Annotated in this window: 11 protein-coding genes; all 11 read left to right on the top strand. The window is 73.9% G+C overall.

Going from position 1 to position 19,163, the window contains the following annotated elements:
- Nucleotides 1-320: 320 nt before the first annotated feature.
- Nucleotides 321-6,392 carry an acyltransferase domain-containing protein gene (locus ACZ5OX_RS34530; protein WP_465635648.1) on the top strand — a complete coding sequence of 2,024 codons (6,072 nt, stop codon included), beginning with the start codon at nt 321-323 and terminating at the stop codon, nt 6,390-6,392.
- Nucleotides 6,389-8,251 (top strand): non-ribosomal peptide synthetase, encoded by a 1,863-nt coding sequence (locus tag ACZ5OX_RS34525; RefSeq protein ID WP_465635646.1) that lies wholly within the window; start codon nt 6,389-6,391, stop codon nt 8,249-8,251. The genes ACZ5OX_RS34530 and ACZ5OX_RS34525 overlap by 4 nt, the downstream gene beginning before the upstream one ends.
- Before the next feature lie 53 nt (nt 8,252-8,304).
- The gene (locus ACZ5OX_RS34520) at nt 8,305-10,089 is read left to right on the top strand and encodes a beta-ketoacyl synthase N-terminal-like domain-containing protein (RefSeq protein ID WP_465635644.1); all 1,785 of its coding nucleotides are present in this window, start codon (nt 8,305-8,307) and stop codon (nt 10,087-10,089) included.
- 2 nt (nt 10,090-10,091) lie between these two features.
- Complete coding sequence (locus ACZ5OX_RS34515; protein WP_465635643.1) at nt 10,092-11,342, top strand: cytochrome P450; 1,251 nt, start codon at nt 10,092-10,094, stop codon at nt 11,340-11,342.
- 40 nt (nt 11,343-11,382) lie between these two features.
- On the top strand, nt 11,383-12,078 hold the full coding sequence (locus ACZ5OX_RS34510; RefSeq protein ID WP_465635642.1) for a formyltransferase family protein: 696 nt from the start codon (nt 11,383-11,385) through the stop codon (nt 12,076-12,078).
- A 351-nt stretch (nt 12,079-12,429) separates the two neighbouring features.
- Nucleotides 12,430-15,837: a type 2 lanthipeptide synthetase LanM family protein gene (locus tag ACZ5OX_RS34505; RefSeq protein ID WP_465635640.1), complete on the top strand. Its 3,408-nt coding sequence runs from the start codon at nt 12,430-12,432 to the stop codon at nt 15,835-15,837.
- The gene (locus tag ACZ5OX_RS34500; RefSeq protein WP_465635639.1) at nt 15,834-18,044 is read left to right on the top strand and encodes a peptidase domain-containing ABC transporter; all 2,211 of its coding nucleotides are present in this window, start codon (nt 15,834-15,836) and stop codon (nt 18,042-18,044) included. Before ACZ5OX_RS34505 ends, ACZ5OX_RS34500 begins: the two co-directional genes overlap by 4 nt.
- A 135-nt stretch (nt 18,045-18,179) precedes the next feature.
- Nucleotides 18,180-18,371, top strand: coding sequence for a hypothetical protein (locus ACZ5OX_RS34495; protein WP_465635637.1), 192 nt, complete (start codon nt 18,180-18,182; stop codon nt 18,369-18,371).
- 46 nt (nt 18,372-18,417) lie between these two features.
- On the top strand, nt 18,418-18,606 hold the full coding sequence (locus tag ACZ5OX_RS34490; RefSeq protein WP_465635635.1) for a hypothetical protein: 189 nt from the start codon (nt 18,418-18,420) through the stop codon (nt 18,604-18,606).
- A gap of 22 nt (nt 18,607-18,628) precedes the next feature.
- A complete protein-coding gene (locus ACZ5OX_RS34485) occupies nt 18,629-18,820 on the top strand; it encodes a hypothetical protein (RefSeq protein ID WP_465635634.1) in 192 nt (63 codons plus the stop codon).
- A gap of 22 nt (nt 18,821-18,842) precedes the next feature.
- A complete protein-coding gene (locus tag ACZ5OX_RS34480; RefSeq protein ID WP_402399422.1) occupies nt 18,843-19,031 on the top strand; it encodes a hypothetical protein in 189 nt (62 codons plus the stop codon).
- Nucleotides 19,032-19,163 lie beyond the last annotated feature (132 nt).

The raw sequence follows: 19,163 nt of genomic DNA, 5'->3' as shown, positions 1-19,163 counted from the left end.
TCCGCCGGCACGGCACCGTGAGCGCCGGTGAGAATTCCACAGTGAGCCGCTGATCCGCGATCACTCCGGTCACCTCGAAGCACCCCGTTCCCCACACGCGTTGGCGAGTCACGCGATCGGCGCTCCGTTCCTCCCTCCTGCCACGAGAGGAGCAGTGCCGCCCGACCACGAGCGCAGCCATGTCATGTACAGGCCTATGCCTGAGGCTCTCCTTCGTGTCCGAACTCCACTTGTGCGCAAGAACCGTCAGTCCCCCTCTGCGAACGATCGGCTGTGAAGCTCCAACCGTCCATTCCACCCGCCCTGTCGAGGGAGTCGCCATGCCCCAAGAGCGCGCAGCGCGAGACATATCAGCCGTCACGGATTTCCTGCTATCCCGCTTCGCCGAGCTACTGGACGTCTCCGCGAACTCCGTGGACCGGTGGGCGCCGATGCACCGGTACGGACTGGACTCCCTGAAGTCGGTGAACCTCGCGGCCGCCCTGTCCGAGTTCCTCGGCTGGCAGGTCCCGGCCACCTGGATGTGGCAGTACCCGACCGTCGACGGGCTGGCCCGCGCCCTGGTCGACGGTCCGCGGGCCGCGGAGCCCGCCCGGAGCACCGAACGCCGCTCTCCCACGCACGAGCCGGTCGCGATCGTGGGCATCGGCTGCCGGTTCCCCGGCGGGCCGGACCCGTCCTCGTTCTGGCGGCTGCTGACCGAGGGCGGCGACGCCGTCGGACCGGTGCCGGCCGCGCGCCGCGAGCTGCTGAACGACCGGGTGCGCTGGGGCGGGTTCATCGACGACATCGACCGCTTCGACCCGCTGTTCTTCGGCATCTCGCCCCGCGAGGCCGTCCAGATGGACCCTCAGCAGCGCCTGGTCCTGGAGCTGTCCTGGGAGGCCCTGGAGGACGCCGGCATCGCGCCGCACAGCCTCGTCGGAAGCGACACCGGCGTGTTCATGGCCTCCTGTTGGGGCGACTACGCCGCCCTGGCCCACTACCGCGGCCCCGACAGCCAGATCACCCCGCACACCGCGACCGGCATGCACGACGGCATCATCGCCAACCGCGTCTCCTACGTCCTCGGCCTGCAGGGCCCCAGCATGGCCATCGACTCGGCCTGCGCCGGGTCGCTCGTCTCGGTGCACGTGGGCTGCCAGTCGATCTGGCTGGGCGAGAGCGACCTGGTGCTGGCCGGCGGCGTGAACCTGAGCTTCGTCTCCGACTACTACACCGCCATGGACCAGATGGGCGCGCTCGCCCCGGACGGCCGCTGCAAGTCCTTCGACGCCCGCGCCGACGGCTACGTCCGCGGTGAGGGCGCCGGCGTCGTCGTGCTCGCCCCGCTGAGCGTGGCGCTCGAACGCGACCTGCCGGTGTACTGCCTGATCAAGGGCAGTTCCTCCAACAACGACGGCCCCAGCAACGGCATGACGGCGCCGAACCCCCAGGCCCAGGAGAAGATGCTCCGCACCGCCTACCAGCGGGCCGGCATCGCACCCCACCTCGTCGACTACATCGAGTGCCACGGCTCGGCGACACCGCTCGGCGACCCGATCGAGGCCAACGCCATCGGCGCCGTCCTCGGCGGCGACCGCGCGGAGCCGCTGCGGCTCGGATCCGTCAAATCCAACGTCGGCCACCTGGAGGCGGCCGCCGGCATCGTCGGCCTGGTCAAGCTCGCGATGTCGATGCGCAACGGCGTGCTGCCGCCGAGCCTGCACTTCAGCGCGCCGAACCCGCAGATCCTGTTCGACGAGTACAACCTCACCGTCCAGGACCGGCTGGAGCCGTGGCCGCGGCGCTCCGACGCCCGCCGCGGCGGCGTCAGCTCGTTCGGGTTCGGCGGCTCGATCTGCCACCTCGCCGTCGAGGAACTGCCGCGCCCCGAGGCCTCGCTGCTCCTGCTGGCCGCGGACTCCCCCGAGGAGCTGGCCGAGCGGGCCCGGGCGGTGCGCGACGCGGACGACCTGCGCGCGCTCTGCCGCCGCACCCCCGGCGACGGCCCGTTCCGGCTCGCCGCCACCGCCCGCGACATGGCCGAACTCCGCGGCAGCCTGGACGCCTTCGGCAACGGCGCGGACGCCCCCGGACTGAGCGTCGGGGAGGTCGGGAAGGCCGGCCGCAGGCCGCGGGTGGCGTTCCTGTTCTCCGGCAACGGCTCGCAGTGGGTCGGCATGGGCCGTCAACTGCTCGCCGCCCAGCCCGTGTTCCGCCGCTCCATGATGAGGTCCGACCGGCGGATGCGGGAGCTGCTGGGCTTCTCGCTGGTCGAGCAGCTGCTCGACCCCGACGGCCGCCTGGACGACATGGACGTCTTCCAGCCGCTGCTGTTCTCCCTCCAGGTCGCGCTCGCCGAGACCTGGCGCTCGCTGGGGGTGGAGCCGGACGTCGTGGTGGGGCAGAGCGTCGGCGAGTTCGCCGCCTCCCACATCGCCGGAGCGCTCGACTTCGAGGACGCCTCCCGGCTGGCCGCCCACCACGGCCGGCTCCTCCAACTGCTGGCCGTGGGCCGCGGCGAGGGCATCGTGGTGATGACCCCCGCGGAGGAGGTGCTGCCGCACCTGACCGGCGGGCTCACCCTCTCCGGCCGCAACGGCCTCGGTTCCACCCTCGTCACCGGCACCCCGCAGGAGATCGACGACCTCGTCCTGCGGCTGACCGAGGCCGGCGTCACCAACCACCGGGTGCGGATGGGCCACGCCCCGCACTCCGCGCTGGTCGACCACGTCCTCGCCCCGCTGAAGGCCGAACTCGACGGCATCCGGGCCCGGTCCACCCGCATCCCGATGATCTCCACCGTCACCGGCGAACTCGTCGACGGCGCGGAGCTCGGGCCGGACTACTGGGCGGACAACCTGCGCCGGGAGATCCGGATGGTCGACGCCCTGACGGCCCTGCGCGACCACGACGTCGACGCGGTGGTCGAGCTCAGCCCGCACCCCCTCCTGCTCAAGTCGGTCTCGGAGATCCTCCCGGCGGCGGCCACCCTGCCCTCCCTGCGGCGCGGCGCCGACGAGGCCGCCACCCTGCTCGGCTCGCTCGGCGCCCTGTACACCGCCGGACTCCCCGTCGCGGCCCACCCGTTCCTGGCCGGCGACCGGGGCCGCCACCTCGCGCCGAGCCCGGGCGACGCCGCCGCCGACGGGCAGCTGCACCTGGTGCCCGTCACCGCCCGGACCGCCGGCGCGCTGGCCGACACCTGCCGCGAGCTGTCCAACCACGTCGAACGCGACCCGGCCCTACGGGTGTCCGACCTCGCCTACACCCTCTCCGCCCGGCGCAGCCACCACGGCCACCGGATCGCGCTGTTCGCCCGCGACCGGCAGGACGTCCTGGACGGACTCGCCCGGGTCGCCGCCGGCCGGCCGCACCCCGACGTCGTCACGGGTACGGTCTCCGGCAACGCCGACCGGCGGGTGGCGCTGGTGTTCTCCGGCGGCGGCACCCAGTGGGTCGGCATGGGCCGCGAGTTGCTGCGCTCCCACGCCGGCTTCCGGGCCCGGATGGCCGCCTGCGACGCCGCCGTCCGCGCGGCCGGCGGGTTCTCGGTGCTCGACCTGCTCGCCGCCCCGGCCGAGGAGGCCAGGTACGAGGAGATGGACTTCCAGCAGCCCGTGCTGTTCGCCCTGCAGGTCTCGCTGGCGCAGGTCTGGCTCGACCTGGGCGTCGAGCCGGCGGCCGTCGTCGGCCACAGCCTGGGCGAGGTCGCGGCCGCCTGCGTGTCCGGCGCGCTGTCCCTGGAGGACGCCGCCCGGGTCGTGGTGGCCCGCTCGCACCTGCTGGAGCGCAAGGCCGCCGAGGGCGCCATGATCTCGGTCGACCTGCCGGAGGAGGAGCTGCGGCCCCGGCTCGCCCCGTACGCCGAGCACGCGGCCGTCGCCGTGGTCAACAGCCCCACCAGCGCCGCGGTCTCCGGCTCGCCCGAGGCCGTCGACGCCCTGGAGGCGGACCTCCTGCGGGACGGGGTCTCCGTCCGGCGGATCCGGGTCGAGCGGCCGGTGCACAGCCCCGGCATGGACCCGCTGCTCGAACCGCTGCGCGCGGGCATCGACGGCATCACCCCGCTGACACCGGGCATCCCCTTCCATTCCACCGCCCTGGCCGACACGGTGAACCCGGTCACCGACGTCGACTACTGGGTGCACAACCTGCGCAACCAGGTCCGGTTCGCCGAGACGATCGGCGCGCTGGTGGACCGGGGCGTCACCACCTTCGTCGAGATCGGTCCGCACGAGACGCTGCGCGGCGCGGTCGAGGAGATCGGGCTGTCCCGCGGCACCGAGGTGCACGCGATCAACTCGCTGCGCCGCGGGGAGAGCGACGTCCGCTGCCTGCTGGGCGCCGTCGCCTCGCTGTACGTCAGGGGGCTGCCGCTGAGCTTCGACTCGCTGTTCGGCGACGACGTCGAGGTGGTGGAGACCCCGCTCGTCCAGTGGCAGAAGGAGCGCTACTGGATCGACACCGAGCCCCGCCGCGAGGCCGTGCCCGCCCCGGCTGCGGCGGTCGGGACCGCGGCGGCGGGCGTGGCCGTCACGGCTCCCGTCGAGGCGCGGCCGGTGGTCGAGAGCCCGGCGGCGGCGGACCGGCCGGTGGCGGAGGTCGTCCTCGCCGAACTCGCCGACGCGCTGGGCGTACCGGTGAGCAGGTTCGACACCGCGGCGGGCCTGCGCGACTTCGGCCTGGACTCGATGCTGGCGATCCGCCTCGTCAACAGGCTGCAGGCCGTACTCGGGCACCGGGTGTCTCCGGTGGTGTTCCTGGACGGGCGCTCCATCACCGAGGTCGTCGCCCACTTCGTCGGGCTCACCGCCGGACCGGCCGCACCCGCTCCGGCACCCGCCGGCTCCCCCACCGTCCCCGCCGTCCCCGCCGTCTCCGCTCCCGTCACGGCTCCCGTCACCGCTCCCGAGGCCCGGCCGGACCGGAGCTTCCTGGCGGACCTCTCCGAACTGGACGCCGAGGAACTGCTGGAGGAACTGGACGCGCGCGGGCTGCTGGAGGCGACCGACGCCCCGGCGCTGGAGCAGCTGCTCGTCGACGGCCTAGGCCTCGAGGTGGCGCCCGCCTCGCACGGCCAGGCCTCGCTGTGGTTCATGCAGATGGTCGCGCCGGACGCCGTGCCGTACAACTTCATGGTGACCGCCCGGATCCGGGCCGCGGTCGACGAGGAAGCCCTGGAGCGCGCCGTCCTGGCCGTGCTGGACCGGCATCCCGCGCTGCGCACCGTCTTCGTGGAGGCGGGCGGCAGCCCGTACCAGGTCATCCTGGACGAGCCGGTGTACGAGTTCCTCGTCGTGGACACCGCCGACCTGGACGACGAACAGGCCCGCGAGGAACTGGCCCGGTACGGGCACGAGCCGCTGGACCTGGACAACGGGCCGCTGGTGCGGATCGTCCTGATGCGGCGCGGCCCCGCCGACCACTACCTGCTGGTGCTCGTTCACCACATCGCCTCGGACGCGGCGTCGGCCGACGTCATGATCCGCGAGATCCAGGAGTACTACGAGGGCGCCGACCCGGCCCGCAGCGCGCCGGTCGCCCCGTACACCGAGTTCGTCGCGTGGGAGCGGCAGTGGCTGGCCGGGCCGGCCGCCGAGGCGGCGCTGGACTGGTGGTCGCGCAAGCTCGCCGACCCGCCCGCCCACCTCGACCTCTCCGACAAGGAGCGGCCGCCGGGCGTCACCTACGAGGGCCGGGACGTCGCGTTCCGCTGGAGCGCCGAGGAGACGCGCCTGCTGCGGGAGTTCGCGGTGCGCGAGGGCGTGTCGGTGAGCACCGTCGTGCTGGCCGGGTTCTTCGCCACGCTCAACCGCGCGGTCGGCACCGAGGACTCGGTGCTCGCCACGGCCATCGCCCAACGGGCCGAACCCGGCTGGGAGTCCGCCATCGGCTACTACCTCAACACCGTGCTGGTGCGGGCGAACCCGACCGCCGACCGCAGCTTCCGCGAGCTGCTGCGCGAGGTCCACGCCTTCTCGCTGGGCCTGCTGGAGCACATGAACTACCCCCTCGACCTGCTGGCCGCCCAGCTGAAGCCGCCGCGCGCGGAGGGCCGCTCCCCGTGGTTCGACGTGGTGGTGAACTGGCTCTCCTCGGAGGCCTTCCCGCGCTCCGTGAAGCTCTTCCACGGCGTCGGCGACACGCTCACCCCGGACGGCGCGCTGCCGCTCGAACCCCTCCAGGTCCGCCGGCACCTCGCCAAGTTCGACCTGGAGATCTCGATGGCCGACATCGACGGCCGGGTGGCCGGCCACGTCCAGTTCAAGCCCGCCTACCTGGAGCGGCGGACCGTGACGGCGCTGCTGTCGCTGTACCGCACCGTGCTCTTCGACTCGATCGCCCGACCCGACCAGGCCCTCGGCGCCGTCGCGCCGGCCGGCCTCCCCAAGGAGACGGACCGTTGACCGAAACCCTGCACTCCGAGTTCATCGCCCAGGCCGTCAAGAACCCCGACGCGACGGCGGTCTACTCCGACGCCGGCGTCCTGAGCTACGGCGAACTGAACGAGCGCTCACGTGAGTTGGCCGAGCGGCTGGCCGCCGACGGCGCGGGCCCTGGCGTCCCGGTCGGCATCTGCGTCGAGCGCACCCCCGACCTGCTCGTCGCCGTCCTCGCCGTCCTGCGCACCGGCTCCTGCTACCTGCCGCTGGACCCGAACTACCCCGCCGACCGGCTGGCCTTCATGGTCCAGGACAGCGGCACCCGCCTGCTGCTCACCACGCCCGCGTCCCGGGCCGCTTGCCCGCCCGGCGCGACCGTCGTCGTGCTCGGGGACACCGTGACGACCGAGCCCGGCGCGAAGCCGGTGGCGGTCGTGCCCGAGGACACCGCGTACGTCATCTACACCTCGGGCTCCACCGGCCGGCCCAAGGGCGTGGCCGTCCGGCACGCCGGCGCCGTGGCGATGCTCGCCGCGATGGACCGGGTCCTCGAGGGCTGCGACCTGAGCGGCGTCTCGGCGGCGAGCTCGATCTGCTTCGACATGTCCGTGATGGAGGTCTTCAACGCGCTCTGCCGCGGCGGCGCCGTGGTGCTCGTCGAGAGCGCCGTGCACCTGCCGGAGAGCCGGTACGCGGACCGGATCACCCATCTGACCGTCGTCCCGTCGGTCATGAACGGCCTGCTGGACGCCGGCGCCCTGCCGCCGAACGTGCGCTCGATCGTGTTCGGCGGCGAGGCGCTGCGCCGCAAGCTGGTGGACCGGGCCTACCGGGAGACCGGTGCCGTACGGGTGTTCAACGCCTACGGCCCCACCGAGGGAACCGTCTTCTGCTCCTTCGGGCTGGTGCCCGAGGACGGCACCGACGAGCCGACCATCGGCCCGCCGACCGCCGACGCCGTGGTCCACGTGCTCGACGGGAACCTGCGGCCGGTGGCGCCCGGCCGACCCGGCGAGCTCTACCTCGGCGGCGTCGGCGTCGCGCACGGCTACGTCAACCGGCCGCGCACCACCGCCGAGCGCTTCCTGCCGGACCCGTTCCGCGAGGGCGAGCGGATGTACCGCACCGGGGACCTCGTCGAGTTCACCGAGGACGGCGAACTGCGCTTCCTCGGCCGCTCCGACCACCAGGTCAAGCTGCGCGGCTACCGGATCGAGCTGGAGGAGGTCGAGGCCCGGCTGACCGCCTGCCCCGAGGTCCGGGAGGCGGCCGCCGTCGTGCGGGGCAACCGGCTCGTCGGCTACGTCGTGCCCGCGGGCGACGGCGCGACGCAGGACGGCACGGCCCCGGGTGGCGCCGCCCAGGACGGCCCCCGGCTGGACGCCGCGCTGCAGAGCGCCGTCACCGGCCGGCTCGCCGTCGAACTGCCCGACTACATGGTGCCCGCGACCCTCGTCGTCCTCCCCGCCCTCCCGCTGGGCCCGGGCGGCAAGCTGGACCGCGACGCGCTGCCCGAGCCGCCGGCCGCCTCCGGCGGTCCGCTGACGGCCGCCAGTACGCCGACCGAGGTGGCGCTGTCGGAGATCTGGGGCCAGCTGCTCGACCTCGAACCGTCGGCCATCGACGTGCAGTCCGCCTTCTACGACCTCGGCGGCGACTCGCTGCTGCTGGTCCGACTCGCCCGGCTGATGACCCGGCGCTTCGACCGCCGCGTCCGCGTGCCCGACCTCTTCAGCTTCCGCGACATCGCCTCCCTCGCCCGCTGGCTGGACGACGAGAGCGGCGCCACCCCCGAGGTGGTCGAGTCCGCCCGCCAGCGCGCCGGTGCCCGCCGTGCCGCGCTGCGCGGCCGCGGCGGCGGTGGCGCTGCCGGCGGACGCTGAGCACCCCCTGCCCCACCCGAAGCCAACGAAGCCGACGAAGCAGGAGCCTTCCCATGACCGACAGCCCCGAGCAGGAGTACGACCCGGGTGACGTGGCCGTCATCGGCATGTCCCTGCGGGCGCCAGGCGCCCGCACCAAGGAGGAGTTCTGGGACAACCTCGTCCACGGCCGGGAGTCCGTGTCCTTCCTGACCAAGGACGACATCCACGTCGACGAGACCCTGATCCACAGCCCGTTCTACGTACGGGCCTGCGGCGTGCTCGACACGTACGACAAGTTCGACCCGTCGGTCTTCGGCATCAGCGACCGGATGGCCGCCAGGATGACCCCGGAGAACCGGCTGTACCTGGAGAGCGCGTGGGAGTCGCTGGAGGACGGCGGCTACGACCCGGACCGGCTCAAGGCCGAGGTCGGCATGTACGGCGCCAACAACCCGCAGACCGCCGCGCAGTACAGCTCCCCGCCGGACCGGGTGTCGGTCGGCCCCGAGGCGATCGAGGCCAGCCTGGCGTGGTCGCCGGACACCATGACCTCCAACGCGCTGTACTACATGGGCCTCACCGGCGAGGCCGTCACCGTCGCCGCGGTCTGCGCGGGCTTCCACTACGCGGTGCACCTGGCCTGCCAGTCGCTGCTGCTCGGCCAGAGCGACCTGGCGATCGCCGGCGGCGCGCTGGTCCGCCTGCCGCACCCCCGCGGTCACCTCTGGGAGGAGAACCGCATCCTGTCGCGGGACGGCCACTGCCGCCCGTTCGACGCCAACGGCACCGGCACCGCGCTCTCCAGCGGCGTCGTCACCGTGCTGCTGAAGCCGCTCGGCCGGGCCGTCGCCGACCGCGACCACGTCTACGCCGTGGTCCGGGGCTCGGCCGTCAACAACAACGGCGTCAGCGCGATGGCGTACGGCCTGGCCCAGCCCGAGCGGCTGAGCGCCTGCATCGCCGCCGCCATGGAGGTGGGCGGCGTCACCCCGGACACCGTGTCCATGTACGAGGCGAACGGGCTCGGCCTGCCGATGACCGACGAACTCGAAGTGCACGCGGCGACCATGGCGTTCGGGAAGCAGACCGCGACCACCTCGATCGGCGGGGTCAAGGGCAACGTGGGCCACGGCGGCGTGGTGTCCGGCGGCTTCGGTGCCGTCAAGGCCGCGCTGGCGTTGTACCACCGGACCCTCCCGGCCACGATCAACCTGACGGAGGTCAACCCGGACCTCGACTTCCCCAGCACCCCCTTCGTGCCGCAGATCGAGGGCGCGCACTGGGATCCGGAGGCCGGCATCCGCCGCGCGGGCGTCACCTCGATCGGCGGCGGCGGCTACAACGCCCACCTGGTGCTGGAGGAGGCGCCGACGCCCGCCGAGCGCGCCCCCGAGGAGGCGGGCAGGCCGTGGCTGGCCACCCTGTCCGCCATGGACGACGACGCGCTGGCCCGTCAGCGCGCCCGGCTCAGGGAGCGGCTGGAGGCCGACCCGGGCCTGCGCCTGGACGACGTCTGCTTCACCCTCAACCTCGGCCGCAAGGTGATGGCCCGCCGGTGGGCGGCCGTGGTCCGCAGCCGCGAGGAGCTGATCGCGGCGCTGTCCGACGACGGCGCCCGCGGCCCGGCCACCTCGACCGCCGCCGCCCCGCGGACCGACCCGGACGCCTTCTCCCGCACCGGCGACGGGATCGTGCCCGCCGGCCGGGACGCCGGGGCCCTCGCCGAGCTGGCCGCCGCCTGGGTGACCGGCCGGCAGGTGGACTTCGACGCCCTGCACCTCGGGGAGGCCGGCCGCCGGGTGCCGCTGCCCACCTACCCGTTCCAGCCCCGCCGGTTCTGGCGCACGGACTGGTGAGCATGAACGCGCCGACGACCACACCCTCCCTGGAGACGGTGGACCTGGGTGACCCGGCCACCTTCGCGGACCACGACCTCGACGGGTTCTGGCGAACCCTGCGGGACACCGCGCCGCTGCACTGGAACCCGCCGGCCGGCGGTCGCCCCGGGTTCTGGGTGCTCTCCCGCCACGACGACATCATGGCCACCTACCGGGACAACGTGAACTTCACGTCCCAGCGCGGCAACGTGCTCGTCACCCTCCTGGAGGGCGGCGACGCCGGGGCCGGCCGGATGCTGGCCGTCACCGACGGGCCCCGGCACCTGGAGCTGCGCAAGATCCTCCAGCGGGTGCTCTCCCCGAGGGTGCTCGACGAGGTCGCGCAGACCGTCCGGACCAACACCCGGCGGTGGATCCGCGAGGCCGTCGAGTCCGGCGGCTGCGACTTCGCGGAGCGGATCGCCAGCCGGATCCCGATGACCACGATCTCGAACCTGCTCGGCGTGCCCGAGCGGGACCGGGACTACCTGCTCTCGCTGACCAGGACCGCGCTGTCGGCGGACGACGAGGACGTCGACGAGGTCGACTCCGAGATGGCCCGCAACGAGATCCTGATGTACTTCATGGACGTCGTCGAGGAGCGGCGCGAGTCGCCCGGCGAGGACGTGATCAGCATGCTGATCGGCAGCGCCATCGACGGGGTGCCGCTGTCCGACGAGGACGTCGTGCTGAACTGCTACAGCCTGATCATCGGGGGCGACGAGACCAGCCGGCTGACGATGATCGACTGCGTCCGCACCCTCGCCGCCCAGCCCGAGCAGTGGCGGCGGCTCAAGCGGGGCGAGGTCGCGGTCGAGACCGCGGTGGACGAGGTGCTGCGCTGGGCCTCGCCCACGATGCACTTCGGGCGCAGCGTCGAGCGGGAGACCGAACTGCACGGCGTACGGCTGCGGCCGGGCGAGATCGTCACGCTCTGGCACGCCTCCGGCAACCGGGACGAACGGGTCTTCGCGCGGCCCGGGGTGTTCGACCTCGGCCGCACCCCCAACAAGCACCTGGCCTTCGGCTACGGCCCGCACTTCTGTGTCGGCTCGTACCTGGCCAAGGTGGAGATCGCGGAACTGCTCAAGGCCCTGCGGGACTTCACCCTCGGGTTCGAGCAGACCGGCGAGGCGCTGCCGATCCGGTCGAACTTCCTGACCGGGTTCTCCACCATGCCGGTGCGCTTCGAGCCCGACCGCCCCGGGCTGGACGCGCCGACGGAGGCCTGAGGGACCGGCAACCACCCGACCAGTGACCGCGGGAGTGCGGATGAACATCTACATGTCAGGGCAAGGGGCGTTCGCGGTGCAGGTCGCGGAAGCCCTGCTGGACAACGGGCACAAGATCGTCGGGGCGGCCGCGCCCCGGCTGCGCAAGGGGAAGTCCGACGAGGGCGACCCGATGTCCTGGGACCGCCTGCGCGCCTGGGCGTTCCCCCGGGACATCCCCTGGACGGACTCGGCCGAACTGCGCGCGATGCACGTCCCGGACGGGGTGGACGTCATCCTCGCCGCGCACTCGCACGCCTTCCTCGGCCGCCGGACGCGGGCCAGGGCCGCCGTCGCCACCATCGGGTACCACCCCAGCCTGCTGCCGCTGCACCGCGGCCGGGACGCGATCCGCTGGACCATCCGCGACGGCGACAAGGTGACGGGCGGGAGCGTCTACCACCTCACCGAGCGCACCGACGGCGGCCCGATCGCCGCCCAGGAGCACCTGTTCGTGCCGCCCGGCTCGACCGCGCAGAGCCTGTGGCGCGACCACCTGGCTCCGCTCGGCGTGCGGCTGCTGCTGAAGGTGGTCGCCGACCTCGCCGCGGACCGGCGGATCGAGGTCCCCCAGGACGAGCGGTTGGCGACCTGGGAGCCCGCGATGGACACCCAGCCGCTGTTCAAGCCCGAGCTCATCGCCCTGCCGGGCTCGGTGCGGGTCGACAGCGACAAGTGGGCACTGCACGAGTGCTGAGCACCGCGCCGAACGAGGGCTGAGCACCGCGCTCCGCCTTCGACAACCGCATCGATCCGACCAACTCCACAGGTGTCCCCGGGTGTTCGGCACTCCGGGGGCACCTGCGCGCGTTCCGGCAGGTCACACCACCCGCCTTCACCGCCTCGCTTCAACAGCTGAGATGAATGGCTCGGGCATGTCCATTCACACCACTTGACGCACCGTCATGAGCGCGGGCAGACTCGCCTGGCGTCGACATCAGCTCATATGAATCGACTGGGTACTTCCATTCACGACAGCCGACGGCCGCCTCTGCGCCGCGCCCCGTCCGCCCCGGCTCGTCCGCCCTCCGCATCCCAGGAGTTCAGCATGCCCTCGAAGACCCCGCCCGATGCCGCGGACACCGCCGCCCCCTGGTCACGCGTCGACCGCGCACCGCTGACCGGCAGCTGGTGGGCGCGCGGCCTGTGGCTGGCCGAGCGCCTGACCGCCGACGGCGAACCGCCCACCCCGGTGCCCGACAGCCCGGCCGAGGGCAGCCTCGGCTGGCGCGCCGACCGCCGGCTGGCCCGCTGGCGCTCGGCGTTCCCCGACCACACCCCGGACACCGCCGACGCCCAGGCCCGGGCCCTCGGCATCGACCCGCCGCTGCTGCGCCGGCTGCTCGCCGAACACCCCGACAGCCTGGCCGCCCGGACCGCCAAACCGGACTGGGCCCGGTTCGTCGAGGACGTCATGGCGCGCGCCGCACACCGGCCGCCGGCGCCCGACGAGGCGCACCGCAGCGAGCCCGACGAGGCGCACCGCGGCGAGCCCGGAGACGAGCACGACGCGGCCCCCGGCGACCAGCACCAGCACGGCTTCGCCGACTTCGCGGTCCTCGTCGAACCCTTCCTCGCCGAGGCCCACCGCCTGCTGGCGGCCTCCGACCCCGCCTCCGCCCCCGCCGGGAACGCCACCGCCGACCCGGCCGAGGACGCCCGCACGGCGGTCCGGCGCTCGCTCACCGACAGCCTGCGGGACCAGCTGGTCTCCTCGCTCGGCCGCACCCTGGTCCTGGAACTCCACGTGGCCCGGCTCTCCGGCCAGTTGGCCGGCGACACCCCGCGCGAACGCTTCCGCTCCTTCGTCGCCTGGCAGCGACAGCCCGAGCGGCTGGCCGCGCTCCTCGACGAATACGCCGTCCTGGCCCGGCTGTTGGCGTCCGTCACCGCGAACGCCGTCCACGCGCACCGGGAGTTCCTCGACCGCTTCACCGCCGACCGGCCGTCACTCGTCGAGCGGCTCTTCGACGGGCGCGACCCCGGCGAGCTGACCGACGTCCGGATGGGCCACGGCGACGGCCACGAGGCGGGCCGCTCGGTCGCGCTGCTGACCTTCTCCTCCGGCGCCCGGCTGGTGTACAAGCCCCGGCCGCTGGCCGTCCACGAGCACTTCAACGCGGTGGTCGACTGGTACGACACCGCCCTGCCGGGCCTCGGCCTGGGCACCGTGGCGGTGTGGGACCGCGGCGAGTACGGCTGGATCGAGTTCGTGGAGCCGACGCCCTGCGCCGACCACGCGGCGGCCGAACGGTTCTACCACCGCCTCGGGGCGCTGCTCGCCCTGCTCTACGCGCTCGCCGCCACCGACTTCCACTTCGAGAACGTGATCGCCGTGGGGGAACAGCCGATCGCGGTCGACCTGGAGTCGCTGTTCCACGTGGGCGTGCCCCACCTGAGCGGCAGCCCGCTGGTCGACGACGACCCGGCGCAGCACCTGCTCGCCCACTCGGTGCAGCGGGTGGGCCTGCTGCCCTCGGTGCTGGTCGGCGACGGCGGCGCGGTGCTGGACGTCGGCGGGATGGGCGCCGACAAGGGCGCCGTGCTGCCCTTCAAGATGCCCGCCTGGGAGGACGGCGGCACCGACGGGATGCGCCTGACCCGGGTGCAGCGCGCCTTCGGCGGCAGCGCGAACCGGCCGAGCCTGGACGGCCGGGACGTCGACCCGGCGGACCACCTGCCGTCCCTGCGCGCCGGGTTCGAGGCCGGCTACCGGACGATCGCCGCCCACCGCGAGGCGCTGCTCGCGCCCGACGGCCCGCTGGAGCGGTTCCGGGAGGACACCGCCCGCACCATCGTCCGCGCCACCCGCGTCTACGCCCACCTGCTGGGCGAGAGCACCCACCCGGACGTCACCCGGGACGCGCTCGACCGCGACCGGGTGCTCGGGCTGATCTTCGCCCAGTCCGCCGAGAACCCGGCGCTGCGGCCGCTGCTGGCGCTGGAGGCCGAGGACCTCTGGAGCGGCGACGTCCCGCTGTTCCGCGCCGTCGTCGGCTCCCGCGACCTGCACACCCACCGCGGGCACTCGCTGCCGCGGGCGCTGCCCGAGTCCGGGCTCGACCGGGCCCGGCGGATCATCGCCGCCATGGACGAGCGCGACCTCGCCACCCAGGACTGGATCATCCGGGCGGCCTTCGCCGCCCGCGCCACCAACCCGTTGGCGGGCGGACCGGAATCCGCGGCCACCGCCGCCCGGCCGGCCCGGCCCGCCCCCGACCGCTCCCCCGCCGAGCGCGCCCTGCGCCTCGCCCGGTCCGTCGCCGACCGCCTGATGGCCGACGCGCGCCACACCGGCGCGCGGACCGGGTGGCTCGGGCTCGACCTGGCCCGGGACCAGTGGCGGGTCACCGCCCTGCGCGACGACCTTTACGGCGGCTACCCCGGCCCGGCGCTGTTCCTCGCCCAGCTCGCCTCCGTCACCGGGGAGGAGCGCTACGCGCAGTGGGCCCGCCGCGTCCTGGCACCGTTCCCGGAGCACCTCGCGCACGCGCTGCACCGCACCCCGAAGCGGACCTGGGGGGCGTTCGGCGGGCTGTCCGGCACCGCCTACGCGCTGGACTGCGCCGCCGTCCTGCTCGACGACCCCGCGCTGGCGCAGCCCGTACCGGAGCTGCTCACCGCGGCCGCCCACGGCCTCGACGACGACCGGCAGCTCGACCTGATCGGCGGCGCCGCCGGCTGCCTCGCCGTGGCCGAGGCCCTGGTGCGGCGGCACGGCCGCGCCGCGCGGGACTGCGCCCGGCGCTGCGCCCGACTGCTGGTGGAGAAGGCCGAGCCGCACCCCGGCGGCACCGTCGCCTGGCGCACCGCGCTGACCGGCGAACGGCCGCTGCTGGGGCTGTCCCACGGCGCCGGCGGGATCGGCTGGGCGCTGCTGCGCCACGCCGCCCGCACCGGGGACGTGGACGCGCTGCGCACCGGGCGGGCCGCCCTGGCCTACGAGGAGGACGGCTTCGACCCCGAACTCGACAACTGGCCGGACTTCCGGGAGCAGACCCCCAGGCCCTGGCAGGCCACCCCGCCCCCGGGCACCGTCGCCCACGTGCACGCCTGGTGCCACGGCGCCCCGGGCATCGGACTGCTCCGGGCCGACCTGCCCGCCGCGGTCCGCACCCCGGCGAACGATCGGGCCCTGCTGCGCGCCGTACGCTCGACCGCCGCCTTCGGCCAGGACGGCAACGACAGCCTCTGCCACGGCGGGCTGGGCAATCTGGAGCTGTTCGCCGCGGCCGCCCGAGCCGGCGTCGCGCGGGCCGGGGACCACTTCCGGCGGACCCGCGACACCCTGCTGGCCGGGATCGAGGAGCGCGGCCCGGTCTGCGGCACCCCGGGCGGCATCCCCACGCCCGGTCTGATGACCGGCCTGGCCGGCATCGGCCACGGCCTGCTGCGGATCGCCGCGCCCGAGCGCGTCGCCCCCGTGCTCCTGCTCGCGCCGCAGGAGGCCCCGTGACCTCCCCGTCCGACGCCGCCCGGACCCGCCCCCGGCGACGCGCCCACCGCGTGCCGCTGCGGCTCCAGTTCACCCGCACCGAGTGCGCCGCGGCCTGCCTGGCCATGGTGCTCAGCCACTACGGACGCGACTCCACGGTGGCCGACTGCCGCCCGCTGCTCGGCGCCGGACGCGACGGCGCTTCGGTGGCCGTGCTCGTCGACGCGGCGCGGCGGGTCGGCCTGACCGTCCGCGTCGACCGCGGACCGGCCGCCCTGGAACGACCGCTGCGCGGCCCGGTGATCGCCTACCTGAGGACCCATCACTTCGTCGTCCTGGAACGGGTCGACCGCCGCTCCGTCCGGCTGGTCGACCCGGCCGGCGGACGCCGCCAGATCTCCCGGCGGGACTTCGACGAGCTGTTCGGCGGCGTGGCCGTCGCCCTGGAACCGGGCGAGCACTTCGAGGAGCGGCACACCCCGCTGCGCGACCGTCCGATGGTGCGCTACCTGCGGCGCTTCCTCGCCGCCCCGGGCGGCCGCTCACTGCTCGCCCTGACCGCACTGGTCACCGGAGGGCTGCAACTGCTCGGCCTGGCCGTCCCGTTGCTCACCCGCACCGTGGTGGACACGCTCCTGCCGCAGCACCGCACCGGCCTGCCCGTCCTGCTGGCGCTGTCCGCCGTCGGCATCGCCCTGCTCACCGGGCTGCTCACCGCCCTGCGCGCGCTGGCCCTGCTCGCGCTGCGCCGGCGCGGCGACCTGGTGCTGACCCGCTCCTTCGTCGAGCACCTCTTCCGGCTGCCGCTGCAGTTCTTCCTCGAGCGCGGACGCGGCGACCTGCTGATGCGCATGTCCAGCGTCTCCAGCACCCGGGAGACCATGACCCAGCAGCTGATGACCGTCGCCCTGGACGGCGTCCTGCTGGTCGGCTACCTGGTCGCCGTGATGCTGCTGCAGCCCCTGTACCTGCTCGCCGTCGCCCCGCTGTTCCTGCTGCAGCTGTTCCTGGTCCTCCAGTCCCACCGCCGGCTGCGCAACCTCGCCCAACTGGAGCTGGTGGCACGGGCGGAGGAGCAGAGCTACCTGGTCGAGGCACTGGAGGCGATCCTGCCGCTCAAGGCGAACGGCGTGGAGGGCCGCGCCGTGGAGCACTGGCAGGGGCTGTTCACCCGCTACCAGGGCGCGATGCTGCGGCGCGGCCGGGCCACCGCCCGGCTCTCCGGGGCCCAGCGGGCGATGACCTCGCTCGGCCCGCTGCTGATGCTCGGCGTCGGCGCCTGGATGGTCATGACCGGCCGCTCCACCCTGGGCACCATGCTGGCCGCGAACAGCCTGGTGCTGTCCCTGCTGGCACCGCTGGAGACCCTGTCCACCACCGGCCAGCTCTACCTCACCGTCAACGCCCAGGTGGAACGCCTCTTCGACGTCCTGGACGCACCCACGGAGACCGGCGGCGGGCTGCGGCTCGCGTCGGACCGGGCCACCGCCGTCGACGTCCGCGCGCTGACGTTCCGCTACCAGCCGTCCGGGGCGCCGGCCCTCAGCGGGATCGACCTGTCCGTCGCCGCCGGCGGCAAGCTGGGCATCGTCGGCAGGACCGGCTCCGGCAAGAGCACCCTGGCCCTGCTGCTGCTCGGCCTGCTGCGACCCGAGGAGGGGACGGTACGGCACGACGGCGTGCCGATCGACCGGCTCGACCTGGCCGACCTGCGCGCCCACTGCGGCGCCGTCCTCCAGGAGTTGAGCCTCTTCGGCGGCAGCATCAGGGACAACCTGACCCTCGGCCGGCCCGACGCCGAGGACGCCGAGGTGATCCGGGCCGCGCGGATCGCCGGACTGCACGAGGACGTGCTGGCCCTGCCGATGGGCTACGACACGCCCGTCGGCGAGAGCGGCTCGGCCCTCTCCGCCGGACAGCGCCAACGGGTCGCCCTGGCCCGGGCGTTGGTGCACCGGCCCCGGCTGCTGCTGCTCGACGAGGCGACCAGCCACCTCGATCCGCAGACCGAACGCCACGTCGACGGCGCGCTCGCCGACCTCGCCGTCACCCGGATCGTCGTCTCCCACCGGCTCAACGCCGTGCGCAACGCCGACCAGATCCTCGTCCTCGAACACGGCCGGATCGTCCAACGCGGCCGCCACGACGAGCTGATCGAGCAGGACGGCGTCTACCGCCTGCTGTTCGGCGCGGCCGACAGCGACGCACGCCCCGCCGCGAGCCACTGAATCCGACGAGCCGAGTCCGACGGACCGAGTCTCCGACGGACCGAATCCGACGGGCGCCCGACGCCCGTCCCCCGAGCCCCGGTCGGCCACTCGGCCGCCCGGTCGCGCAACAACCCACCGAAAGGCAGGACCGCCATGAGCGACGACAGCATCGCCCGCGCCTGGAAGGACCCGGAGCACACCGCCCGCGCCACCGCCCCCGCCCACCCCTCCGGCGAGGTCGACCTCGGCCTGATGATCGGCGGCCTCTCCGACGAGGAGGGCGGCAGCGAGGCCCTCGGCAGCGCCGGCTGCTGCCCCACCTGGGCCACCGGCACCCACTGCTGACGCTCGGCCCGCCTCCACTCCCGGAACCCGAAACGGAAGGAACGCCATGAGCGACGAGGAAATCGTCCGGTCCTGGAAGGACCCGGAGGCCGCGCACACCGCCCCCGGCCACCCGCTGGGCGAGCCGGACCTCAGCACCCTCACCGGCGGCGAGCAGGAGATGACCATCTTCGACATCTGCAGCAACCAGACCGCGTGCGGCACCTGCGGCAGCCTCAGCTACGGCTGCTGCTGAACGGCCCGGAAGGAGTCGAACAATGAGCAACGAGGACATCGCCCGGTCCTGGAAGGACCCGGAGACGGCGCACACGGCCTCCGGCCACCCCCTCGGCGAACCGGACCTCACCACCCTCACCGGCGGCGAGGAGCAGATCACCGTGTACGACATCTGCACCACCAACATCACCGGATGCGGCACCTGCGGCAGCTTCAGCTTCGGCTGCTGCTGAACGGCCCGGAAGGAGTCGAACGATGAGCAACGAGGAGATCGCCCGGTCCTGGAAGGACCCGGAGGCGCACACCGCCCCCGGCCACCCCCTCGGCGAACCGGACCTCACCACCCTCACCGGCGGCGAGGAGCAGATCACCATCTTCGACATCTGCGCCTCCATGCAGACCGGATGCGGCACCTGCGGCAGCTTCAGCGTCGGCTGTTGCTGAGCGACCAGGAAGGAGTCGAACGATGAGCGACGAGGACATCGCCCGGTCCTGGAAGGACCCGGAGGCGCACACCGCCCCCGGCCACCCCCTCGGCGAACCGGACCTCACCACCCTCACCGGCGGCGAGGAGCA

This window comes from Kitasatospora sp. NPDC032121 (assembly GCF_055580145.1).
The sequence above is the reverse complement of the archived record's forward strand: the minus strand, read 5'-3'. Positions and strand labels throughout refer to the sequence as shown.